The sequence below is a fragment of the Chroogloeocystis siderophila 5.2 s.c.1 genome, assembly GCF_001904655.1.
GTDB lineage: Bacteria > Cyanobacteriota > Cyanobacteriia > Cyanobacteriales > Chroococcidiopsidaceae > Chroogloeocystis > Chroogloeocystis siderophila.
In genome coordinates, this window is sequence record NZ_MRCC01000004.1 from 209,110 (window position 1) to 233,216 (window position 24,107).

A 24,107-nucleotide genomic window follows, 5' to 3' on the forward strand; every position below is an offset into this window, starting at 1 on the left:
TGCACTTAAATTTAAAGTACACATAGATTGATTTAATTGTACCATTTCAAGTTCACGCTTACTGCATCAAGCAGCAACAGTCAGACTAATGGAAAGGAATGGGGCAAATCAGCAAAATAGCAATGCTATTTTGAGAACTAGATACTACTATTGTGGATGATCGCATTAAAAACTCTTTTGCAATAGAAGTTCAGCGATGCCGAGTAATAGTCTAGACCAACTATTAGAGCAACCTTTAGTCGAGTCAACCAAGCAAACTGTCAATCAAATGAGCAGTTCTGAATTAGCGCGATTGCTCAATGAGATTGGCTATCAAAAGCGGGTACTTGCCTTTCGGTTGCTAGATAAAAACAAGGCAATAGAAGTCTTTGAGTACCTTAATCATGACGAACAGGCAGACCTGATTCAGGCAATGGAGGCACCCGAAAGTATTGATATGATAGAGTCTCTCGATCCAGATGATCGAGTGCAATTGCTTGAAGAACTGCCTGCCAAGGTAACCAAAAGGTTGATTGCAGATCTCAGCCCAGATTCCCGTGAGAGTGTAAATACGCTTTTAGGATATCCAGAGCGCAGTGCTGGACGGTTAATGAGTCCTCGCTACCTAGCTGTTCGCAGCGGCACTTCAGTAGGGGACGCAATAAATGCTGTACGCAATTCAAAACTGCGAGCCGATGAGCTGCAAGTAATTTTTGTCATTGACCCAGAGCGGTTTTATCAAGGCTATACCTGGTTAGCAACTCTGGTCAAAGCCCATGCAGATACTTCAGTTGAAGCACTTATTGAAGGGAACACTGCTGTTCGAGTTGTTGATCGTGAAGTTCGTGCAGCTCAAGTCATGAAAGATGCGGATTTACCTGCAATTCCAGTTGTCGATCAAGAAGGACGGTTAGTAGGAGCCATTACCTTTGACGACGTAATTGATCTCATTGATGAAGAAGCAACAGAAGCAGCTTACTCTAAGGCTGGAGTTGGAGGCAATTTGCAAGGGCGCGATCGCGTTTGGAGTCAGCGATTGGTAGATGGACCAATTTGGTATGCGATTCGACTGCGACTTTTGTTTTTGATTATCACTCTCATTGGAGGTTTTCTAGTAGGTGGGGTGATCGATCAGTTTGAAGAAACTTTAGAAGCGGTGGTAGCAGCCGCTATTTTTATTCCGCTTGTGATGGATATGGGCGGTAATGTGGGAACTCAATCTACAACCATCTTTGCGCGGGGTTTAGCCTGGAATCAGATTGATGCTAAGCGCTTTCTTCCTTATTTGGCACGAGAAGCAATGATTGGGGCTTTAATTGGTCTAGTATTAGGCATTGCCGCAGGAGTGATAGCATACTTTTGGCAAGGTTTACCCAATGATGTACCACAGCTAGGTATCGCGGTAGGATTAGCACTGTTTGCAGTTGTGTTGCTGGGTGCTGTGTTAGGAGCAACTCTACCCTGGATGTTATTGCGATTTGGATTTGACCATGCTACTGGTGCCGATCCTTTCCTAACTACGATCAAAGATTTTTTGGGGCTATTAATCTATTTCGCCTTGGTTAACTGGCTAGTAGGAGTTGTATAAGTTGGCAACTGCGTAGCTTTGTGTGGATGCTAAGAACACGAAGAAATACGAGTTATATAAGTCTTGACTGCATTGAAGTTGTACTAGTTCAAAGTTTGGTACAAAAAAACGGCAGAGTGTTACTTTCCTCTACCGTTTTTTTAAAATCAATGATTTACTGTTCTACAGCTTGCGGTAACAATTCCCGTCGCTGTTCAGCAAGTACTTTGACATTACCAGTATCGTCAACATCAACGACAGCTGTATCACCATCTTTGATGCGTCCAGACAAGATTTCTTCTGCCAAACTGTCTTCAAGTAAGCGCATAATCGCCCGACGTAGTGGTCTTGCACCGTAGCTCGGATTGTATCCTTCTTCTACTAAGCGATCCTTGAAGCGATCAGTAACTTCTAGCGTAATTCCCTTCTCAGTTAAGCGTGTAAACACTTCCTTGAGCAGGATATCCGAGATTTGCTTGACTTCGTCCTTCGACAATTGACGGAAGACGATGATTTCATCCAAGCGGTTCAAGAACTCTGGGCGGAAGTATTGCTTGAGTTCTTCGTTAACTAATGAACGAATGCGATTGTATTGCGCTTCGGCTTGGTTCTCAGCAAATTCAAAGCCTAAACCACCACCACCTTTTTCAATCACTTTAGAACCAATGTTCGAGGTCAAGATCAGCAACGTATTCTTGAAGTCTACGGTGCGACCTTTCGCATCGGTTAAGCGACCGTCTTCAAGAATTTGCAGCAGCATATTGAAGACATCGGGGTGTGCTTTCTCGATTTCATCGAATAGCACTACAGTATATGGTCTGCGGCGTACGGCTTCGGTTAATTGACCGCCTTCGTTGTAACCAACGTAGCCTGGAGGCGAACCGATGAGTTTACTAACGGTGTGGCGTTCCATGTATTCCGACATATCCAAGCGAATCATCGCTTCTTCGGAACCAAAGAAGTAAGCTGCTAACGCTTTTGTTAACTCGGTTTTACCAACACCAGTAGGTCCAGAGAAGACAAAGCTTGCAATCGGACGGTTGGGGTTTTTTAAGCCAACTCTTGCACGCCTAATTGCTTTAGAAACTGCCTTGACCGCATCTTCTTGACCGATGAGTCGCTGATGCAATGTGTCTTCCATGTGCAACAGTTTCTCGGATTCGGTTTCGGTGAGTTTATTGACAGGTACGCCCGTCCAAGAAGCAACGATTTGCGCGATATCTTCCTCAGTCACCACTGGAGAATCGTTTTCTCCTTCGCGGGTGCTGGTGGTTTTGCTTTGCGCGATCGCCCGAATTTCGGCTTTGATTTCCATCTCGCGATCGCGGAGTTCGCCAGCGCGGTCGAAGTCTTGCGATCGGACTGCATCGTCTTTTTCTTTAAGAACTTGACGCAGTTCTTTATCTAACTCTTTCGCTGCGGGAGGAAGTTGCGAGTTAATTAAACGCACTCTTGAACCGGCTTCGTCGATCAAGTCGATGGCTTTATCTGGTAAGTAGCGATCGCTGATATAACGGTCGGAAAGCTTCGCAGCAGCGACTAGGGCTTCATCCGAGATTTTCAGCTTGTGGTGTTGCTCGTAACGTTCGCGTAGACCATACAAAATCTCGATTGTTTCGTCTACCGAAGGTTCGCCCACCATCACCGGTTGGAATCTGCGTTCGAGGGCGGCGTCGCGCTCGATGTGTTTGCGGTATTCATCGAGTGTTGTTGCACCGATACACTGCAATTCACCTCTTGCCAAAGCAGGTTTGAGGATGTTTGCTGCGTCGATCGCACCTTCAGCCGCGCCCGCACCAATCAGCGTATGCACCTCGTCAATCACTAAAATCACGTTCCCTGCTGAACGGATTTCATCCATGATTTTCTTTAGGCGTTCTTCAAATTCACCGCGATACTTTGTACCTGCAACGAGCAAGCCGATATCGAGGGTGACGACGCGCTTTTCTTCGAGGATATCGGGAATATCTTTGTTGGCAATTCGCGATGCCAAACCTTCGGCGATCGCGGTTTTACCTACACCCGGTTCTCCGATTAATACTGGATTATTCTTGGTACGACGACCTAAAATTTGAATAACTCGCTCGATTTCTTTTGCACGACCAACAACAGGATCGAGTTTACCCTCAGCAGCCATTTGAGTTAGGTTCGAGCCAAACTCATCGAGTGTTGGAGTTTTAGTGCGACCCGATTGCGAAGATCCGGCTGATACCTCAGCGGTTTCTCCCAACATCCGAATCACTTGCGTGCGTACTTTAGATAAATCAACTCCTAAGTTTTCTAGTACTCTTGCTGCAACGCCTTCTCCTTCGCGGATTAAGCCGAGTAGCAAGTGCTCGGTACCAATATAGTTATGTCCTAGCTGGCGTGCTTCTTCTAGAGAAAGTTCCAAAACTCGCTTTGCCCGTGGGGTAAACGGAATTTCCACTGCCACAAAGCCAGAGCCTCGACCAATAATTTTTTCGACTTCAATCCGAGCGTCTTTAAGGTTGACGCCCATGGATTTCAGCACTTTAGCCGCTACACCTGTCCCTTCCCCTATCAGACCCAGGAGGATCTGCTCTGTACCTACGAAGTTGTGACCCAGGCGGCGAGCTTCTTCCTGGGCCAGCATGATCACTTTAATAGCTTTTTCTGTGAAGCGTTCAAACATGGCGTTCTTCCATACCTGAGTCGTGCCGGTACGCTGATTTTAGCATAGGCTTCATGTCCGGCTGTCAAATTATGATACAAACTACAGCACGGTTTTCCCTCTTTTTTTGGGAAGATTTATACTTTTTACAACTTTTGCTCTATCAGGTTTTCAGACACCCAGCAAAAGATTTGATCTAGAAGCAAACAAACTTTGGCAACAAGACAAACCCTTTGACATGAAAAGTTTGTTTCTGAATGGTTGCTATTCTTAAAATCGTTAAGCCCCAAGAGTAGATTTGTAGCAGAAATTCACTTTTTTGTCAAGGGCGAATTGGCGGAATATCCACACAAAGCAATTTCTAGCTTCCAACCGCAGCGAGCGAGGCGAGTTTGAATTTGATCTTCCCAACTTGCTAAAATTTGGGAAAAGTCGGGTTGCGCTAAACCCCCATGCCAAAGAACTAAGGCATCTTCTCCAATATCTTTGTAGTAGCGTTTGCGGCGTCCAGCAGTTTTGAACCCGAACTTTTGATACAGCGCGATCGCCGCATCGTTAGAAACCCTGACTTCTAAAGTAGCGCGTTCTAAGCCGCGTTCTTCGGCTACTGACAAGAGTCCATAAAGTAGCGCTTGACCAAAACCTTGGCGCTGGTATTGCGGATGCACCGCCAAAATGGTAATATGAGCTTCCTCAAGAATTGCCCAAACACAACCCATCCCTAATAATGAATGGGGTTCAAACGGATTGATTAAACCGATTAAATCGCTGTTAGGACTATCTAACTCGCGTTGGTAAGCTTCTAACGTCCAAAGACCCCCAAAGCACGCTTGGTCTAACTCTAGCGCTGCGTTGAGATGCTCAGGTGCGAGAAATTTAAGTTCTAATAAAGTCACAGCAATTTGTACACTGGGAAACGAAACCTACTTACGCCTGTCAAAAGGGAAACATCCACAACTATGGTATCGACTCATCCTGCGGGGGTGCAATCTGGTCGTCAGTATCTTGCGAATTCAACTGGCGCAGTCTCCTCTAACCAACAACTTTTACCGCTGAGTGCGCGAATCAACAACAGTGATTGCCTCGAAATTGGCGGGTGTGATGTCACAACGCTGGTACAGCAATTTGGTTCACCGCTTTATATTTTGGATGAAGACACGTTACGTACCGCTTGTCGCCAGTATCGCGAGGCTTTTCAAAAGTATTATCCAGGAGAGTCGCAGGTACTTTATGCATCAAAAGCTTGGAGTTGTCTTGCGGTATGCGCGATCGCACATCAAGAAGGTTTGGGCATCGATGTTGTCTCAGGTGGCGAACTTTATACTGCGTTGCAAGCAGGCGTCAGTCCCGATAAACTTTATCTCCACGGCAATAACAAATCCTTAGAAGAACTCAAATTAGCAATTGATTCAGGTTGCACAGTTGTTGTTGATAATTGGTACGAGTTGCGAACTCTAGGTAATTGGTCATCGAGTATCGATAATCCGATTCGAATCATGTTGCGGCTGACACCAGGAATTGAATGTCACACGCATGAATATATTCGCACAGGGCATTTAGATAGTAAGTTTGGCTTTGATCCCAATCAGTTAGATGAAGTTTTTGCGTTTGTTAGTCAGCATTCGGCGTTGAATTGTGTAGGTTTACACGCGCATATTGGTTCGCAGATTTTCGAGCAGCAGCCACATCAAGATCTAGCAGGAGTCATGGTGCAGTGGTTGGATAAAGCAAGCGGTTATGGTTTGCAGATTCAAGAATTAAACGTCGGTGGCGGATTAGGAATTCGCTATACCGAAGCGGACGATCCTCCGAGTATTGAAGCGTGGGTTAAAGGTGTGTGCGAAGCGATCAAAGACGCTTGTGCGGCGCAACAGTTAGCATTACCAAAGTTACTTTGCGAACCAGGGCGATCGCTCATTGGTGCAGCGTGTGTTACTGCCTACACCGTAGGAGCATCAAAAACGATTCCTGGAATTCGTACCTACGTTGCTGTAGATGGTGGAATGTCAGATAATCCGCGTCCGATTACTTACCAGTCAGTTTATCGCGCCGTCGTCGCTAATAAGATGTCTGCACCCGCGACGCAAACAGTCACAATCGCAGGCAAACACTGCGAGTCCGGCGATATTCTAATTAAAGAGGCAACTTTACCGCCATCTCAACCAGGAGATATTCTCGTGGTTTTGGCAACAGGGGCGTATAACTACAGTATGGCATCGAACTATAACCGCTTGGCGCGACCAGCAGCAGTCATCGTTAAAGATGGAGAAGCTAACTTAATTCTGCGGCGCGAAACTTATCAAGACCTAATACGGCAAGACTGTCTTCCTGCAAGATTATCAAATGAGGTATAACGCAGGAAATTTAGTGCAGAAATCGAGGAAGATAGAATAGCTTCTTCTACATCCCTCCTGTTTTTTCTTGCCAAATCCCCAATATTCTCAGTAGTTCTCATTCCCGAATATATGTAGACAATTCAAAAACCTTTCTCCTCTGCTCCTTTGCATCGAAGCTTTCTTGCTGCCTTAGCAATAAGTCTTTAATCAGACGTGACATAACCCCTAACCCCTGAACCCCGATCATGAGAGATTTGTGGAAGCAATGGCTGATCGACCTTGGCTGGACGCAGTCGGTGTTGCTTCACATTATTGATCTGGGGTTGGTGCTGGGGTTGACTTATGTGGTGCTTGTGATTATTGGTGAACGCCGGACGCTGTGGATGGTGCGGGGGTTTATTCTCTTGATGCTGGCATCAGTAGTCAGTGGCAGATTAGAGTTACGGTTATTGAATTTTGTACTGGAAAAGTTAGTTGTTGGTTGTGCGGTGGCAATCGCGGTTGCCTACCAATCAGACTTTCGGCGATTTTTGGAACAACTAGGGCGGGGTGAATTAGGACATTTATGGCAACCGTCGCGCCGCGCGATCGCTAAACCAGATAGCGTAATTGATGAGATTGTGGAGGCAGTTAAAGAACTCTCACAAAACCGTATTGGCGCGTTGATTGTTTTAGAAACGAATGGTCCGATTGATGACGCAGATTTTAATTCAGTAGGCGTACAGCTAAATGCGGAAGTGTCGAAGGAACTGATTCAAACAATCTTTCACCCAAAAACGCCACTTCATGATGGTGCCGCGTTGATTCGTGGTTCGCGTCTGGTTGCTGCTGCGGTTATTTTGCCGCTGACGGCACGCACGGCTTCGCGACAGCTAGGAACTCGCCATCGTGCAGCAATGGGAATTACAGAACGCGTTCCAGACAATTGTATTTGTGTTGTCGTTTCAGAAGAAACAGGTTCAATTTCTTTTGCTGAAAAAGGAATGCTGAATAGACCACTCACCAGCAGTAAACTGAAGGAATTATTAGAAGCTAAGTTTTCTCCCCCTGTGGAGCGTGAAGCTGTTGCCCCTAGTGTGCTAAGTTGGGTTCGCCAATTTAGTAGTCAAGGTGTGGCATTTGTATCGCGTTTACTCGGTCTATCATCAGCTTCTCATCGAAACAAAAAATGACTGTAAAGCCAATTGTGTTACAAGATTTGCCCCCAGATTTAAAACGAGAACGCCTGCCCAAGCACGTGGCAGTCATTATGGATGGAAATGGTCGTTGGGCTAAACATCGGGGATTACCTCGTATCATGGGTCACAAACGGGGCGTTGATGTCTTAAAAGATTTACTACGCTGTTGTCGCGACTGGGGAGTGGCCGCCCTGACAGCCTATGCTTTTTCTACAGAAAATTGGGGAAGACCGCTAGAGGAAGTGGACTTTTTGATGACGTTGTTTGAGCGGGTGTTGCGCAAAGAATTGCGGGAGATGATCGAAGAAGATGTCCGCATTCAGTTTGTGGGAAACTTGAGTGCGCTACCGCGATCGCTACAAACCGAAATTGCGCGCGCTGTCGCCGAAACTCAACATAATCGCGGAATTCAATTGACAGTAGCAACCAACTACGGTGGACGACAAGAGATTTTAGATGCGTGTCGCGCGATCGCGCATCAAGTACAGCAAGGATTGTTACAACCTGATGACATTGATGAAGCTTTATTTGAACGGCATTTGTATACTGCTGGCATTGGCGATCCTGATTTATTAATTCGCACGAGTGGAGAAATGCGCATTAGCAACTTTCTTCTATGGCAAATGGCTTATGCGGAAATTTATATCACTGAAACCCTATGGCCTGATTTTGACCGTGCGGAGTTTCACCGAGCATTATGCTCTTATCAGCAGCGCGAACGTCGATTTGGCAAAGTGTAAGGAGTGAGTAGTGGCTGGTGATTAGTTATGATTGTTGAATTAAAGACAGTATTGAGTTAATAAAAATCTTTATAACTCATCACTCCCCGGACCCCCGAACCCTGACCGCTGACCTCTTCATCAAGGTCCTGAAAAAACTGCTTGCTCGACATCTTCACGGCTCAAAGAGTATTTGAACGAGCGGAGGATGTCTTGTGATGACGTACCAACTTTCGTATAACGTACGGTTAATTGATCGACATCGAGCAGTAACTCAGCTTCCCAATCAGGGCGTTGTACGTACCAACAGTGCAGTAGCTCGCTATCTTGTTGACAACCTTGGCTTCTTAGCCATTCTTCAATGTTCGGTAAGGCGTGGTTATATAAAGGAGTATCAGCAGAAGGGAGAGACATAAGGATTTTGAGTTGATAGGTTAGATTTAACGTATTGCACCGCAACGGGAGGTTGTGGATTAGTTGTTGGTTTAAAACTATCTCCACGGGTGAGCGCAATTGTAATTGCTAATATGACACAGCCGACAAAAGTCAACAGCAACAAAAACAAAGCAAAAATCTCTCCTGATGATAAAGGGCGATCCGTAGGATCGAGATAAGCTGAACGTGATCGCCAAGTCGGAGTTGGCGAAACAGGACGGTTAAGATCAGCCGGTGCTTGCATGACCGCAATTCGCGAATAGCCAATTTTTAAATCATATTGCATGCGTCGCTCTGGATTGCTGAGCGTTGCATAAGCTTCATTAAGTTGCTGAAACTTTGCCGTAGCATTTGCTTTGGGTAAATCTGTGGTATCGGGATGGTAGCGTTTACTCAATTCCCGATAGGCGCGGCGAATTTCGATCGCGGATGCGGAAGGGTGAAGTCCCAGCAGTGCGTAATGGCTATTTTGATAGCGGACAAACGTGCGATCACGCTCCTGTTGTGGCATTGCCTGATCTTGACTCACAGCAGTTTAACTCAGCATAGCTCACAATACTTCTTGTCTATTTTAAAACGAGATCTACTTCCACGCTGCTGTAGGTAAGTATGGATGATTATCTATTTTGCAGAAATGGCTGAGATCTGCGTGAATTGGCAACACCATAAATTGCAGCGAGTAGTATCCAAACTAAGGTATTAAGGCGTAAATCAAAAATTGTGACGTCTACGGTATTGAACAACACACAAGCAAAAAAAGCGACAAGATAACTAAAGAAAATTATTTGATTTTGAGTGGTTTGTGCTTCATCTAAATTGGGAAATTGCCAGTTGTGTAATAGTTGAATACATCGAATCAAAATCCAACCAACCCAAATACTTAAAAAGGCAATACCTACAATTCCTGTTTCGGCTGCGAACATCAAGAAAAAGTTATGCGGATGACCTAGCCAAACGTGCATTTGATTTTCATACAGCGGTGTAAAATTACGCAATCCCCAGCCAATAAGGGGACGTTGTTGCGTTAAAGATAAGGCAAACTGCCATTGAGTCGTACGTAAAAAAGGAATTGGTCGATTAGGATAGAGTTGATCGGTTAATCTTGCCCAGAAAAATTGCGGTACAACTGTTCGGAGTAGATGACTCAATGGTGCGGGAGCAAAAGCAGCGAGTAAAATTGCGCCCGCGATCGCACTCACACTCGCGACTAACCATCGCCAACCTTGATAAACGGCAAAAGCAAAAATTGCCAAGCAGGCGATCACCCAAGCATTGCGTGAATTTGTCAAGATTAAAGCAACAAAATTTCCCATCACTGCCATGAATAAGAGCATATTCGTTGCGCTCGCTGATGGCAAGTCAGATCTTTGAACACGCGCGAGAAATAACCCTAAAGCCAGAATAAAAGTAATCACCAAATATCCAGCAAGAATATTGGCGTACATGAAAACAGCAGCCATACGCCCAGGAGGATTGCCTTGCGCAATGAGTGTCCAACCGAGAAAACCTGAAAACGCTGCTGTTGTTGCCCAATTAAGTAATAATTGCCCGAAGCCAAGAATGATGACAGGAATAGAGGGGATTACCAAGATTTGGGATAATTGCCGCAACTGAGTTGGTGTTTGAATCAGCGTACTGAAGGCAGCAAATAAGAGAAAAAATGGTAAGAAGTTGAATAAACCTAACGTTGCAGCTAGGCGATCGTCAGCAAAAATCGCTGTCATCACGAGCCAAATCGCTAAAACAGCCAGCCCCCGATTCAGTGGATCGCGGACAATTTGGCGGTACTTGTATCGCCAGGTAGTAGCTAATGCTAAAAATATCCCTAAAGCTCCTAAAATTGGAACTAAAGGAAAAGTCAGTAATCCTAGTTGAGCAAAGTTCCAGGCAGGGTGCAGACGGGCAATAAGGTGCGATTGTAGTATTTGATTGTGCTTGCCCATCTGGCGATCTCCAATTTTATGCCGGCTGCCAGTATTCGGTGCGAGTTAGGCGAATTTGAGCAAGCGCAAAGATCGTGGGAATAATGCGACCATAATTTGTGGCGATCGCCCGCCATCCTAAATCAGCAAAGAACCACGTCCATAGTGCGGGTGCGACACAGGCAAACACACCGCGAACTGCACCGTATCGCGCTGCACTCATCGCCATACCGCGTTGTGCGGTTTGTAGTGCTAAATGACTCTGAAATTGCGCGGCTGCGGCTGTACCACCTTTCACAAGGGCTTGTTTGGCAACTTGATAACTCGCAAAATGAACGGCAAACTGTCGGGCAATTTGCTGAAGTAGGATCGGTTTTAAAACTGAACTGACAGCTAAAGCACTACCGCCTTTCACAAGTAGTGCTACTGGGTTTTGGTGAACGATTGCGGGGAATGTGGCACTTGCTTGCGCGATCGATCGCTGTATTCGCCTTGTTAAGCTTTGTTGTTCTTGCGCTGGTAGTTGCCGCCAAGCGCGCCCTAGTAGATTTAAAAAGATTTCTGCCTCTAAATCTGTTGTCGTTAGGCTACTCGAAAAGGGAATTTTTAAATAACGACACACTCGAATTAATGTTTGCCGATAGGTAACTTGTTCTGTACGCCCTTGCAACACAGTCATGCCATCAGCAGCTAAATAGCGAAATCGTTGCTCGATGGCGTCTATCCATGACGAGCGATCGCGACTTTGCACTTCTATTGGTTCAGGAGTGTGTAGATAATCAAGCGGATTAAATTTACGATGAAATAAGATATTTGTCAGTTGCTCTAACTCTTCTTCAGTGGCTAATTCTAGCGCCGCTCTCAGCTCGTCCAACGTCGCTTCCTCCAAGACCCTTGCTACCTTATTCTACTCTCTGCTTTTCCTAGTGAGTACTCATTCACAGTCGTTTTTTAGGCACTTATCGAGATAAATGAAAGCTAAGCATGTATTTTGTTCATGTTATTTTAGCTACACTCTAAGGTAATATATCTATATCTTAAATACTTACTGAGTCAATATTTTTCGTTTTACTAAAGGTATTCTTAATTACCAATCAAGTTTTCAGACTAACTTTGATTTAATTTTGATGTCTTTGCAAAAATTAGCTCATTTGGCAAAGAATAGCTGTTTACTATATTGTTTATCTGGCATTCTCTACTTTTATTATTCAGCAGTTATCTTGATCCTTTTGAGTAAAGTATTTTGTTTTGTATAGATTTGTGCTGCAATGACATCACTCAAAACTAATATAGTTTATATATTAAGATAGTGGTGCATTAGGTTTTATCCAAGCGAAAACTTACGTGCGGGAGTTCACCCGTTGAGCAAAATTTCCAAGACAATAGTATTGTTTTTTACAAAAATGTTTGTTGACAAGTCATAGCGGCGATCGTCGATTTCTTTAGACGAAAATGCTATCTAATACGCTAAGCCTCAGCGCTAGCCTCCAGAGGAGTGTCAGTTACGCAAAGTTACGAATCTGTAATCTGCACATAGCATCAATTCAATTGGAGGTGAAACTTAAAGATGTTTAAGACAGTAGTCAATTTAACACAACAAGCAGTTATCTCGGAAATCGAAAACGTTTTAGATACGTATCCGTGTCATCCTTACCAAAAAGCCTTTGCAATTCCAGATTTAAGACAAGAATTAATTGCCTATGTTCTTAATCGAATTCCTTGCGTTTATAGTGTTGTAGACAACGAACGAAAAGCAATACTACTCAATTATCAGTTACCAAGTGCCCAGCAACAAATCCAATTAGAAAACTTGATTCACCAAGGGATTTACGCGATTTTGCAAGAAAAATCTGACTGGGTAAATCGCCACCTTCCTGAAGCCACGCAATGTAGTGTTGAACCGTCGCATTGGTTTGGTTAGTGTAGACTGGCTGGGCGGCTATTTACCAAAATATTAATGTCATTTCAAGGGATCGTGTCCCCAGTTTTTTAAAGAGTATCGCCATCGCGAGTTTTCTATATCGCTTGATGGCTTTTGTGCTGTATGACGATGGACATAACTGATGACCTTTTTCATGTGCGCTAAGTCGTCATCGGTATAATCACTTTTCTCCTTTTGTAAAAGTTCAACAATGCGTTTCCCAGATTTATGACCAATTGATTCATCATTGCCGTCTTTTTGCCCTACCGATTGCGACTCTTCGGTATCCAACCAAGAATCAATTTCTTTTGGTGTCATGTTAATAACATCAAAAAACTCCTCGATAACTGATTTATCATTCTTGCTCATAGAAACTATTCCTCGATCTTTTCTAATGCGTCAGGTTTATGGGCAGCTTCTTTACCTGATTTGTCACTTTCTACAAGGTATTGAGCGTTATCTTCTGACGCAGCAACATGATGTCCTTTAATATCAGTTGGTGAAGTAACTTTTTGTTTGACTTTACCAGTCGTTTTACCCTGTGAAGTTTTCCACTCTACTTTGTCACCTTTTTTGAATTCTTTAGCCAAGATAATGCTCCTGTTGGTAATTTCTGCCTAATTTTAAATTATGTTAAGAGTGCCAAGGCTAGCCATCAACCTAATGACAGAGAAGGCAGTAACTACATTAAGAAATAAACCTCCTGCGTGAAGAGAATCGCGAATTTATTTGCGAGATAAATAATTAAAAGAAAGTTCACTACCGTAAACTTACCCATAAAAATCTTGTTTTAGTGTACGAAAGTATACTTTGCTTGGATAGCGCTGAAGGTAGTCGGAGGGTGTCTGTGATTCCTGCTTGCCATTGCAGTTAAGGAAATTAATTTGGAGAAAGCTGGTGGTATGAGGGCTACAAATAATTCCTCGTCTGCTTCTGAAGCTGCTGATTTGAATCAAAATTAAGGTGAAACGATATTATTCACCAAATCCACCTCCGCCAGGAGTTTCAATCACAAATACATCTCCTGGTCGCATTTCTACCATTGCAGTACTTCCCAATTGTTCAATTGTTCCATCACTGCGTTCGACAGAATTTTTGCCTACTGTGCCATTTTCTCCGCCGTGTAAACCAAATGGAGGAACAACACGACGCCCTGAAAGGATTGCTGCTGTCATTGGTTCGCAAAATTGGATGCGACGGATAACGCCGTTACCACCTTGATGAAGTCCTTGACCGCCACTATGAGGACGAATGCTAAAGCTTTCTAACAGAACAGGAAACCGCCATTCTAAAACTTCAGGATCGGTGAGGCGAGAATTTGTCATGTGCGTGTGGACAGCATCAGTACCATCAAAGTCTTTACCTGCGCCCGAACCACCGCAGATTGTTTCGTAATATTGATAGCGATCGCTTCCAAAGGTAAAATTATTCATCGTTCCTTGCGATGCTGCCATCACGCCTAGAGCACCATACAACGCATCTGTAATCGCTTGAGAAGTTTCGACATTTCCTGCAACAACAGCAGCTGGATAACGCGGATTAAGTAAACAACCTTCAGGAATAATAATTTTTAGAGGTTTCAAACACCCTGCGTTTAGTGGAATATCATCATTTACTAAAGTACGAAAAACGTATAAAACTGCTGCTTTACATATAGCAGATGGAGCATTAAAATTACTTTCGAGTTGCGGTGAAGTTCCTGTAAAATCAATGCAAGCACTGCGAGTAGATTTATCAATAGAAATAGTAACTTTAATCGCACTACCGTTATCTAAATAACAAGTAAACTCGCCATCTTGCAAAACATTGATAACACGCCGCACCGACTCTTCAGCGTTATCCTGGACAAACTTCATATAAGCTTGTACAGTATCCAAGTGATAGTATTCTACCATTTTTTGTAGTTCCTGAACACCGCGTTCGTTAGCAGCAATTTGCGCTTTTAAATCAGCAATATTTTGTGTAGAATTCCGTACTGGATAACGTCCGCCTTCTAAAAGTGACAATAGCTCTTTTTCTCTAAATTGACCATCAACAATTAGCTGAAAATTATCGAGCAAAACACCCTCTTCTGCCACTGTGGTACTATTTGGCGGCATAGAACCAGGAGTCATTCCACCAATATCAGCATGATGTCCGCGCGAGGCGACGTAGAAAAGTGGGGAGTGGCTGGTGGTGGGTTGTGAGTGTACTGGAAATACCGGAGTAATGACAGTGATATCGGGAAGGTGAGTTCCACCGTTGTAGGGATTATTCGATGCAAAAACATCTCCAGGCTTGAGCGTATTTCCGCGATTGCCAATCAGTGCTTGCACGCTTTCACTCATCGAACCCAAGTGAACCGGAATGTGAGGTGCATTAGCAACCAACTGCCCATCACCATCAAAAATCGCACAAGAAAAATCCAGCCTTTCCTTGATATTGACCGAAGAACTCGTATTTTGGAGCGTGATTCCCATTTGTTCAGCGATCGCCCGAAACAAATTATTAAAAATTTCCAACATGACAGGATCGGGAGAAGCACTAGCGGCTAGTGACTGGTGGCTAGTGGTTAGTGATGTTCTCGGCTGTGTGCGCTGCAAAATTAAATGGTTGCGATCGCTCAGCTGCGCATTCCATCCTGGTTCAATAATATTCGTCCCCGTTGCTTCCACAATCATTGCTGGACCTGAAATCAACTCTTCCGGCTGCAAATCCTCGCGTTGATACACAGGCGTAGCATACCAAGCGTCCCTTGTATACATCTGTACCGTAGCAACAGACACAGCTTTTTTATTTTCTCTACGTAAAACTACCTCCTCCACAGGCACATCATGCTTACCCACCACCTCAACCGAAACTGCTTCAACAATCAAGCGCTTCTCCGGCACAATAAACCCATAACGCTGACGATGTAAATCCTCAAACTCCCGTCGCATCACCTCCACATCATCAAAACCCACCATCAAAGCTGCATCCGTCCCCTCGTACCGCAAATGCACCTTAGATAAAACCTCAACACCTCTTTCCTTTGCGTCTTTCGTGTCTAACGCCTGCGGCTGACGCCTCCGGCTTCGCTTCGCTAGTGCTTCGTTGGTATGGTTTAATTCCCCCCTCCCCTCACTCTCCAAAACCAACAACAATCCCCTTAAATCCAACTCCTCAGATAAAACCTCCTCCACCGCCCGTTCGCGAATCACCCGCACATCTGCCAACCCCATACCATAAGCAGACAATACCCCAGCATACGGATGAATAAACACCTGCTTCATCCCCAACGCATCCGCAATTAAACAAGCGTGTTGTCCACCCGCACCACCAAAACAGCATAAAGTATATTCAGACACATCATACCCGCGCTGCAACGAAATCTTTTTAATCGCATTTGCCATCTTTTCGACAGCGATCGCCAAAAAACCCGACGCAACTTGTTCCGGTGTGCGACTATCTCCAATTTCTCTTGTCAATTCAGCAAACTTTTGCCGCACAGTTTCCACATCCAACGGCAAATCTCCATTGACACCAAATACTTTCGGAAAAAACTTTGGTTGTAACTTCCCCACCATCACATTGCAGTCAGTAACAGTCAACGGACCACCTTTAGCATACGCCGCAGGACCTGGATTCGCCCCCGCCGATTCTGGACCAACACGATACCGCGCGCCATCAAACTGCAAAATTGAACCACCGCCAGCCGCTACTGTATGAATTGCCATCATCGGGGTACGCAAACGCACTCCAGCCACTTCGGTTTCAAAAGTCCGTTCGTACTCGCCGTTGTAATGCGCGACATCCGTAGACGTTCCACCCATGTCAAAGCTGATAATTTTATGAAAACCAGCCATCAAACTTGTTTGTACCGCCCCCACAATTCCGCCCGCAGGTCCTGATAAAATGCTGTCTTTTCCTTGAAAAGTCTGAGCCTCCGCCAGCCCACCGTTAGATTGCATAAACATTAAAGAGGGATTTGAGCTTGATAGCTGACTCGACACCTGATCGACATACCTGCGGAGGATCGGAGATAAGTAAGCATCAACAACTGTCGTATCGCCTCGACTAATTAATTTCATTAACGGGCTAACTTCGTGCGATACTGATACTTGAGTGTAGCCAATAGTCCTTGCTAAAGTGGCAATCTCCTGCTCATGCGCCGGAAAGCGATAACCGTGCATTAACACGATCGCACACGCACGGATACCATCCTTATAAGCTGCGTGTAATTCACTGCGTAGAGTATCAAGATCGAGCTTAATCAGTTCTTCGCCTTGAGCGGTGTAGCGTTCTGCGACTTCAATGACGCGCTCGTAGAGCATTTCTGGTAAGACAATTTGTCGCGCAAAAATATCTGGGCGGTTTTGATAGCCAATCCGCAAAGCATCGCCGAATCCTTTTGTAATGACTAAAACTGTGCGATCGCCTTTACGTTCGAGCAGTGCATTCGTCGCAACAGTTGTCCCCATCTTCACCACAGCGATTTGCTCGGCTGGTATTGGTGCATCAGGTGCAATTCCTAAAATATCTCGAATACCCTGTACAGGAGCATCAGTGTAGCGATCGGGATTTTCTGACAACAGCTTGTGTACTACCAACTCGCCTGCGGGACTTTTTGCCACAATATCAGTAAATGTACCGCCCCGATCAATCCAAAACTCCCAACGAGCATTCATGCTAACCTCAACACAAATTTGACTAAATTCTGTGGTTATTATTCTTTAGGTTATCAATAAGCACAGAAAGCTATTTGCGACAAGAATCTTGCAAAGTGAACGGTACACCGGAGTTAAACTCCGGGGAAAAGCGTTCACCGCCTTCCGCGGTCAGAAGTTCTCCTTAATACTTTGCAATAGATGCGAGTTCGCGTACAGTTTAATTTAACAATCGTTCCGTACCCACAGCACCAATTTTTTCTGGTGAATCTGTGATTCTTATGCTAAGTTGTAGCAGTTTTACAGTATCCAATTCAGAAGAGGTTATTAGAAATCGAGTATGACGCAACGCAAGCGAGCGCTAATTACAGGAATTACAGGTCAAGATGGCTCCTATCTGAGTGAGTTTTTACTTGAACAAGGATATGAAGTTCACGGCATTATCCGGCGGACATCAACATTCAACACTGACCGGATCGATCATATCTACGAAGACCCACACAAAGAGGGAGTCAAGTTACTTTTACACTATGGCGATCTTACCGATGGCACAACGCTGCGACGGATTCTAGAAGAAACTCAGCCGACCGAAATCTATAACCTCGGCGCACAATCACACGTACGCGTGAGCTTTGATTCACCTGAATATACTGTAGACTCAGTGGCGATGGGTACGCTGCGGCTGCTCGAAGCAATTCGCGATTATCAACAGCGTACAGGAATCGAAGTCCGCTTCTACCAAGCCGGTTCGTCAGAAATGTTTGGTTTGGTGCAAGAAGTTCCCCAGAAAGAAACCACACCATTTTACCCGCGCAGTCCCTATGCTTGTGCGAAAGTCTATGCACATTGGCAAACACTCAACTACCGTGAATCCTATGGTTTGTTCGCGTGTAATGGCATTTTGTTTAACCACGAATCGCCACGCCGTGGAGAAACCTTTGTCACGCGCAAAATTACGCGGGCAGTAGCGCGAATCGTTGCAGGAAAGCAAAAGAAAATCTACATGGGCAATCTCGATGCTAAACGCGATTGGGGCTATGCGAAAGACTACGTACGCGCAATGTGGTTGATGCTACAGCAGCCCGAACCCGACGATTATGTGGTTGCGACTGGAGAAACGCACTCGGTACGCGAATTTCTTGATTTAGCATTTGGCTATGTCAATCTCAATTGGCAAGATTATGTCGAGTTTGACGATCGTTATCTGCGACCCGCAGAAGTTGAGTTATTGATTGGCGATCCGACAAAAGCTAAACAAAAACTAGGTTGGCAACCATCCGTTACATTTGAGCAGTTAGTCGCACTGATGGTAGAAGCTGATTTAAAAGCATTAGGTCAAGAGTCGCCTAATGGTAATGGTGCGCAAGTTGTTCAGGATTTAGCTACGATTCGTCAAGAGTTGGGTAGTCTACACTTTTAGGCAAAACGGACAAGGAATTAAAAAAATGACAGCCTTAGATTTAAAAGACAAACGCATTCTTGTCACGGGTGGGGCTGGGTTCTTGGGTCGTCAAGTCATTGAGCAATTGCATTGTGCAGGAGCCGAACCGCAAAAAATTACAGTAACGCGATCGCAAGAATGTGACTTACGCACTTTAGAAAATTGCCAACGCGCAGTCGATCAGCAAGATATCGTCATTCACCTCGCAGCACATGTTGGTGGCATTGGTTTAAATCAAGTCAAACCAGCAGAACTTTTTTATGATAATTTAATGATGGGCGCGCAGTTAATTCACGCTGCGTATCAAGCTGGCGTAGAAAAATTCGTTTGTGTCGGCACAATCTGTGCTTATCCTAAATTTACACCAGTACCCTTCAAAGAAGACGACCTTTGGAATGGCTATCCAGAAGAAACAAATGCGCCCTATGGTGTAGCAAAAAAAGCGCTTTTAGTTCAACTTCAAGCCTACAGGCAACAATACGACTTTAATGGTATTTACTTACTGCCAGTAAACTTGTACGGTCCAGAAGATAACTTTAATCCTAAAAGTTCTCATGTGATTCCTGCACTAATTCGTAAGGTTTACGAAGCTCAACAAAAAGGTGACAAAGAAATTCGCGTGTGGGGTGACGGTAGTCCTACGCGCGAGTTTCTCTATTCCCAAGATGCAGCACGGGGCATCGTTATGGGAACTGTCGCTTACAATGAGCCTGAACCTGTTAACTTAGGTACCGGCTATGAGATCTCCATCCGTGACTTGATTACTTTGATTTGCGAACTGATGGAGTTTGACGGCAAAATTGTTTACGAAACCGATAAACCCAACGGTCAACCGCGTCGTTGTTTAGATACAGAACGAGCCAAGCAAAAATTCGGCTTCACGGCTCAAGTTGATTTTAAAAAAGGACTCAAAAACACGATTGATTGGTATCGGCAACACGCTAGCTAAAGTAAGGGGTCAGAGGTGAGAGGTCAGGGAGAGTACCTTTAAAATCATATAATGACCTCACCTTCGCCTCTATTGATGTAGATTAGCGACAGGGCAAATTAGATAAATTTATATTCAGAAAAAACCGCAGCTTGACCCCATTTTCGATTTTCATCATCGACGACATTCCAGATAATCCCATCTTCGATATAAAACCGCTGACCAGTTTTTGAGATGCGGGTAGCAGAATAGTGACAATAGCCTTTATGAGTTGTTTCTACAAGTAGGCGATCGCGTTCTTGTTGTACTATCTCCTCAGCCGATTTGCGCGAAGGCAATGTCGTAAATTCTTCCCAAGAAAACTCCCACAGTGTTAATGCTTGCTGATTACCATAGTTGAAAATTGGATCGGCTTGTGTACCATGCGAAACGACAACAAACGGTGCAGTAAACAAAGCTTGGGCAATTTCCGCTGGTGTTCCCGTGATATCGAGTAAGGCATTCCCCGTCCAGTACTCAAAACTGTACATTAAGCGCTGACTTTGACAGATAACTTCCTGCTGCTGCCAAACAAACATAGACAATCCACAATGTGTCAACCATCAACCATACTGTACGTGATCGGGAATGCCATCCCACCGTCAGCGATCGGTAACGCAATCCCACCATAAGTAAGGGTTTAGCAATGCCAAACCCCTGCATATCCCTCAATGTCCCAATAACTTATCGCGCAGGTGCTTAATGCGATCGCGATACTTCGCCGCTTCCTCAAACTCCAAATTCTTCGCGGCTTCCTTCATCTGGGCTTCTAACTGCGTAATCAACTCAGGAATATCAGTTAACGGTAAATCATCCGCTTGTTCGTAAGCTTCTTCGAGTTGTTGCGAATTCAACCGCCGCGACACTTCTAAAAACGACAAAATTGCATTATTTGTACGCTTAACGATTGGTTGCGGTGTAATACCGTGTTTTTCGTTGTATTCTAGCTGAATTGCGCGGCGTCGCTCGGTTTCTGAGATCGCTTTGATCATGCTATCCGTCAGATTATCTGCATATAGAATTGCTTGTCCGCGAACGTGACGCGCCGCCCTACCAATTGTTTGAATCAGCGATCGCTCTGCACGTAAGAACCCTTCTTTGTCCGCATCCAAAATTGCCACTAACGAAACTTCTGGTAAATCCAAGCCCTCCCGCAGCAAGTTCACCCCGACTAAAACATCAAAATTGCCTTGGCGCAACTCTTGCAAAATCTCAATTCGCTCAATCGAGTTAATTTCGGAATGCAGATACCGCACGCGGATTCCCTGATCTTGCAAATATTCTGTTAAATCTTCCGCCATGCGCTTTGTCAAAGTTGTCACTAAAACTCGTTCGCGGCGCTCAACGCGTTCTTTCACTTCTCCTAAAAGATCGTCAATTTGCCCTTCGGTAGGACGTACAAAGATTTCCGGATCGACAACACCAGTAGGACGAATCACTTGTTCAACAACTCGACCTTCTGAAAGTTCTATCTCCCAATCGCCTGGCGTTGCTGATACAAAAATACACTGATTAACCTTCGACCAAAACTCGTCAGCCTTTAACGGGCGGTTATCGGCGGCGCTGGGTAAGCGAAATCCATGCTCAATTAAGACTCGCTTCCGCGCTTGGTCGCCATTGTACATCCCGCGAATTTGTGGAACGGTGACGTGCGATTCATCGACGACAAGTAACCAGTCGTCAGGGAAGTAGTCGATCAAACACTCTGGCGGTTCGCCTGGTTGACGCCCCGCTAAGTGGCGCGAATAGTTTTCGACGCCGTTGCAGTAACCGACTTCGCGTAACATTTCCAAGTCATACCGCGTTCGCTGATCCAAGCGCTGGGCTTCTAAGAGTTTACTTGCTTGCTCTAATTCGGCTTTGCGTTGCTTAAGTTCAGCTTCAATCGCATCGCACGCCGCTTCTAAGCGTTCTTCTGGTGTGACAAAGTGACGCGCTGGGTAGATATTAACCGCAGACAAGCTTTGAATAATTTCACCCGTTACCGGATCGACGTAGCGAATCGCATCAATTTCATCGCCAAAGAATTCAACGCGAATAATCCGATCTTCGTAAGCAGGACCAATTTCTAACACATCACCGCGTACCCGAAAACGCCCTCGCCCTATTTCGACATCGTTGCGGCTATATTGAACGGTAGCCAAATCACGCAGAATCTGTCTTTGATCGACTTCCATTCCCATTTTCAAGGGAATTGCGGCTTTGAGATACTCTGAGGGAATCCCTAAACCATAAATACAGCTAATCGAAGCAACAACGATCGCATCGCGGCGTTCAAATAGCGATCGCGTTGCGGAGTGTCGCAACATATCGATTTCATCGTTAATTGAAGCGCTCTTTTCAATATAGGTATCGGTGACTGGAATATACGCTTCGGGCTGATAGTAATCGTAGTAGCTGACAAAATACTCCACCGCATTGTTCGGGAAGAACTCGCGTAACTCGTTGCATAGTTGCGCGGCGAGCGTTTTATTGTGCGCTAGCACCAGTGTTGGTTTCCCAATTTTTTCAATCACCGCCGCAACGGTAAATGTCTTTCCGGTTCCCGTCGCGCCGAGTAAGGTTTGGTACTGATTTCCCTGTTTGACGTGTCGAGTCAGTTGAGCGATCGCGTGGGGTTGATCGCCAGTCGGTTGAAACGGTGCTTGGAGACAAAATTCTGTCATACAGTTTTATGAATCCCTTTACTTATCTTTACATATTTAGTTTTATTTATGCATACCATGTGAACTTATTTAGACCTAAATAATGCTTTTTCCAGTACACTCAAAATCAATCGCAAAAACAATTTTTCTAATTATTAAAAAAAAACTTGATATCAAGAAGGATAAAACTATGGTTGCAAGTAGCACTGCTAAGGTAAACGAAACACTGCGCAACGCAAATTCTAGTTCAGAATTATCTACACAAATCAAAAATAATAACGTTCCATCAAGCTCGCTACCAGGTGATCGCCCGATCGGACATAGCACATTTGAAATTCGCGACACAGTCAATCTACTGGGGATGCGTCCAATTGTCTCAAGCGATTTGCAAATTTCTGATACAATTAATCTAGCAGGAGTGCGCCCGATTGTCTCAAGCGATCTACAAGTTTCGGATACAATTGATTTAGCCGGAGTACGCCCGATTGGGTCGAGCAATTTGCAAGTTTCTAACACTATAGACTTACTGGGCATTCGTCCTATTACCTCGAGTGATATAAAGGTTTCCAAAACCATTGCTACATCGGGAATTCGCCCAATCGCTGCAAATATCCTAGAAAAATACGACGATCTTATGGGTTACATAGATTAGGTTAAAAATTAATAGCCACTTCTTGGTGACTGGTATTGTAGAAATGCCAGTTTTTTTGTGTAAGTATGATTCTCTTCATTTAGGCATAGTAGTCAACAAACTTCTACTTTTCTCACTCTTTATATTGATAATCTTAATATGTCTTCTGACAGAAGCCTGCATTGTCGTATTTCGGATAAGTTGTAAACGTAAGCACAAACAAACTTCAAGGTTGCTAGATAGCGCGATAAAGTTTGTTTAGGAACAAGGAGAAAAAAATGAGTTTAGAAGATAGAGCTAAAGCTACAGGTAAAAATATCGAAGGTAAAGCTCAAGAAGCTTGGGGAAACCTTACAGGAGATCCCGAAGATAAGGCAGAAGGCAAAGCAAAGCAAGCAGAAAGTGAAGTACGTCACGGTGTAGAAGACGTAAAAGATAATGTAAAAGAGAAGCTTGACTAATTGCTAATTAATTAACTTAAAAGGTCTAGGAGAACTAGACCTTAGTAATTTATAAAGTCTCATAAAGTTTAACTCAAATCAGCAATTAGCTTTGTAATTCTGTAAGTAATGGGAGGAAAATTAAAGTGAATTTTATGCAGAGATTTCGTAAAGTTCTGACGGCGCTGACCCTAGTGTTAGTTCTTACGATGTCTGTTGCTTGTAGCAGTGCGGTTAATGCCAAAGCGCCAACAACTTTACCACCAGCCGCAGACACAACTGGAAACTACGCATTACTAGAGCGTGGCAATACCTCCGCCGGACAAGACTTTGGTAACTGGGTAGTTCAGACAGGTAGAGGCTTAGTTCAAGACGCATATGTCCGCGACCAAAACAAGTTGGGTGTTGTGATTACGCCACAAGTTCGCCCTAACGAGGTAAGACCTTTAGCAAAATCATTACTCCAAGGCTTCCATAAAACTTTCCCCAATCAAGATTTAACAGTTTTGATGTACGCTCCTGATAAAAAACTGATTCTGACTGCTCAGTACGACACTCAATCGAATCAGATCAAGTATCAATAAAATGTGGTAAATAATTCAACCTTAGCTTGAGCAATTAGCTGAGGGAAAATTAAAAGCGCAGTGCGCGACAAGGCAATTCAAGCAA

21 protein-coding genes are annotated in these 24,107 nt (G+C 44.5%); 10 read left to right on the top strand and 11 right to left on the bottom strand.

Annotated features, from left to right (window positions below):
• The first annotated feature begins 196 nt into the window (after positions 1 to 196).
• A complete protein-coding gene (mgtE, locus tag NIES1031_RS05955; RefSeq protein WP_073548569.1) occupies positions 197 to 1,567 on the top strand; it encodes a magnesium transporter in 1,371 nt (456 codons plus the stop codon).
• Between the two features lie 154 nt (positions 1,568 to 1,721).
• Here mgtE and NIES1031_RS05960 read toward each other — a convergent pair whose 3' ends face one another.
• Positions 1,722 to 4,199, bottom strand: a complete 2,478-nt coding sequence (locus NIES1031_RS05960; RefSeq protein WP_073548570.1) for an ATP-dependent Clp protease ATP-binding subunit — start codon at positions 4,197 to 4,199, stop codon at positions 1,722 to 1,724.
• 290 nt (positions 4,200 to 4,489) lie between these two features.
• Positions 4,490 to 5,074, bottom strand: a complete 585-nt coding sequence (gene rimI / locus NIES1031_RS05965; protein WP_073548571.1) for a ribosomal protein S18-alanine N-acetyltransferase — start codon at positions 5,072 to 5,074, stop codon at positions 4,490 to 4,492.
• A 63-nt stretch (positions 5,075 to 5,137) separates the two neighbouring features.
• Between rimI and lysA the strand changes: the two genes are divergently transcribed.
• The 3 genes from lysA (at position 5,138) to NIES1031_RS05980 (ending at position 8,432) form a co-directional block, all read left to right on the top strand.
• A complete protein-coding gene (gene lysA, locus NIES1031_RS05970) occupies positions 5,138 to 6,532 on the top strand; it encodes a diaminopimelate decarboxylase (RefSeq protein ID WP_073548572.1) in 1,395 nt (464 codons plus the stop codon).
• Between the two features lie 227 nt (positions 6,533 to 6,759).
• Entirely contained in the window at positions 6,760 to 7,686 is a 927-nt protein-coding gene (cdaA, locus tag NIES1031_RS05975; RefSeq protein ID WP_073548573.1) for a diadenylate cyclase CdaA, read from the top strand.
• Positions 7,683 to 8,432, top strand: coding sequence for an undecaprenyl pyrophosphate synthase (locus tag NIES1031_RS05980; protein WP_073548574.1), 750 nt, complete (start codon positions 7,683 to 7,685; stop codon positions 8,430 to 8,432). The genes cdaA and NIES1031_RS05980 overlap by 4 nt, the downstream gene beginning before the upstream one ends.
• A gap of 120 nt (positions 8,433 to 8,552) precedes the next feature.
• On the opposite strand, the gene NIES1031_RS05985 is transcribed toward NIES1031_RS05980, so the two are convergent.
• The 4 genes from NIES1031_RS05985 to NIES1031_RS06000 form a co-directional block, all read right to left on the bottom strand.
• The gene (locus NIES1031_RS05985; protein WP_073548575.1) at positions 8,553 to 8,825 is read right to left on the bottom strand and encodes a DUF3143 domain-containing protein; all 273 of its coding nucleotides are present in this window, start codon (positions 8,823 to 8,825) and stop codon (positions 8,553 to 8,555) included.
• A complete protein-coding gene (locus NIES1031_RS05990) occupies positions 8,806 to 9,357 on the bottom strand; it encodes a J domain-containing protein (RefSeq protein ID WP_073548675.1) in 552 nt (183 codons plus the stop codon). Before NIES1031_RS05990 ends, NIES1031_RS05985 begins: the two co-directional genes overlap by 20 nt.
• Positions 9,358 to 9,463: 106 nt before the next feature.
• Positions 9,464 to 10,789 carry an O-antigen ligase family protein gene (locus NIES1031_RS05995; RefSeq protein ID WP_073548576.1) on the bottom strand — a complete coding sequence of 442 codons (1,326 nt, stop codon included), beginning with the start codon at positions 10,787 to 10,789 and terminating at the stop codon, positions 9,464 to 9,466.
• A 16-nt stretch (positions 10,790 to 10,805) separates the two neighbouring features.
• Positions 10,806 to 11,642, bottom strand: a complete 837-nt coding sequence (locus NIES1031_RS06000; RefSeq protein ID WP_073548676.1) for a YaaW family protein — start codon at positions 11,640 to 11,642, stop codon at positions 10,806 to 10,808.
• A gap of 693 nt (positions 11,643 to 12,335) precedes the next feature.
• Between NIES1031_RS06000 and NIES1031_RS06005 the strand changes: the two genes are divergently transcribed.
• On the top strand, positions 12,336 to 12,689 hold the full coding sequence (locus tag NIES1031_RS06005) for a late competence development ComFB family protein (protein ID WP_073548577.1): 354 nt from the start codon (positions 12,336 to 12,338) through the stop codon (positions 12,687 to 12,689).
• A 39-nt stretch (positions 12,690 to 12,728) separates the two neighbouring features.
• On the opposite strand, the gene NIES1031_RS06010 is transcribed toward NIES1031_RS06005, so the two are convergent.
• From NIES1031_RS06010 to NIES1031_RS06020, 3 genes are all read right to left on the bottom strand, one after another.
• On the bottom strand, positions 12,729 to 13,058 hold the full coding sequence (locus NIES1031_RS06010; protein ID WP_073548578.1) for a DUF3140 domain-containing protein: 330 nt from the start codon (positions 13,056 to 13,058) through the stop codon (positions 12,729 to 12,731).
• A 5-nt stretch (positions 13,059 to 13,063) separates the two neighbouring features.
• On the bottom strand, positions 13,064 to 13,279 hold the full coding sequence (locus tag NIES1031_RS06015) for a hypervirulence associated TUDOR domain-containing protein (RefSeq protein WP_073548579.1): 216 nt from the start codon (positions 13,277 to 13,279) through the stop codon (positions 13,064 to 13,066).
• Positions 13,280 to 13,663: 384 nt separating this feature from the next.
• Entirely contained in the window at positions 13,664 to 17,335 is a 3,672-nt protein-coding gene (locus tag NIES1031_RS06020) for a hydantoinase B/oxoprolinase family protein (RefSeq protein WP_073548580.1), read from the bottom strand.
• 319 nt (positions 17,336 to 17,654) lie between these two features.
• Here NIES1031_RS06020 and gmd point away from each other — a divergent pair, with 319 nt between their 5' ends.
• On the top strand, positions 17,655 to 18,734 hold the full coding sequence (gene gmd / locus NIES1031_RS06025; RefSeq protein WP_073548581.1) for a GDP-mannose 4,6-dehydratase: 1,080 nt from the start codon (positions 17,655 to 17,657) through the stop codon (positions 18,732 to 18,734).
• 25 nt (positions 18,735 to 18,759) lie between these two features.
• Entirely contained in the window at positions 18,760 to 19,704 is a 945-nt protein-coding gene (locus NIES1031_RS06030; RefSeq protein WP_073548582.1) for a GDP-L-fucose synthase family protein, read from the top strand.
• A gap of 98 nt (positions 19,705 to 19,802) precedes the next feature.
• Here NIES1031_RS06030 and NIES1031_RS06035 read toward each other — a convergent pair whose 3' ends face one another.
• Entirely contained in the window at positions 19,803 to 20,261 is a 459-nt protein-coding gene (locus NIES1031_RS06035) for an MEKHLA domain-containing protein (RefSeq protein WP_073548583.1), read from the bottom strand.
• A gap of 129 nt (positions 20,262 to 20,390) precedes the next feature.
• The gene (uvrB, locus tag NIES1031_RS06040; RefSeq protein WP_073548584.1) at positions 20,391 to 22,388 is read right to left on the bottom strand and encodes an excinuclease ABC subunit UvrB; all 1,998 of its coding nucleotides are present in this window, start codon (positions 22,386 to 22,388) and stop codon (positions 20,391 to 20,393) included.
• 169 nt (positions 22,389 to 22,557) lie between these two features.
• Between uvrB and NIES1031_RS06045 the strand changes: the two genes are divergently transcribed.
• From NIES1031_RS06045 to NIES1031_RS06055, 3 genes are all read left to right on the top strand, one after another.
• Positions 22,558 to 23,019 carry a hypothetical protein gene (locus NIES1031_RS06045; protein ID WP_073548677.1) on the top strand — a complete coding sequence of 154 codons (462 nt, stop codon included), beginning with the start codon at positions 22,558 to 22,560 and terminating at the stop codon, positions 23,017 to 23,019.
• A gap of 257 nt (positions 23,020 to 23,276) precedes the next feature.
• Positions 23,277 to 23,459, top strand: coding sequence for a CsbD family protein (locus NIES1031_RS06050; protein WP_073548585.1), 183 nt, complete (start codon positions 23,277 to 23,279; stop codon positions 23,457 to 23,459).
• A gap of 134 nt (positions 23,460 to 23,593) precedes the next feature.
• Positions 23,594 to 24,022: a hypothetical protein gene (locus NIES1031_RS06055; protein ID WP_073548586.1), complete on the top strand. Its 429-nt coding sequence runs from the start codon at positions 23,594 to 23,596 to the stop codon at positions 24,020 to 24,022.
• Positions 24,023 to 24,107: the final 85 nt, after the last annotated feature.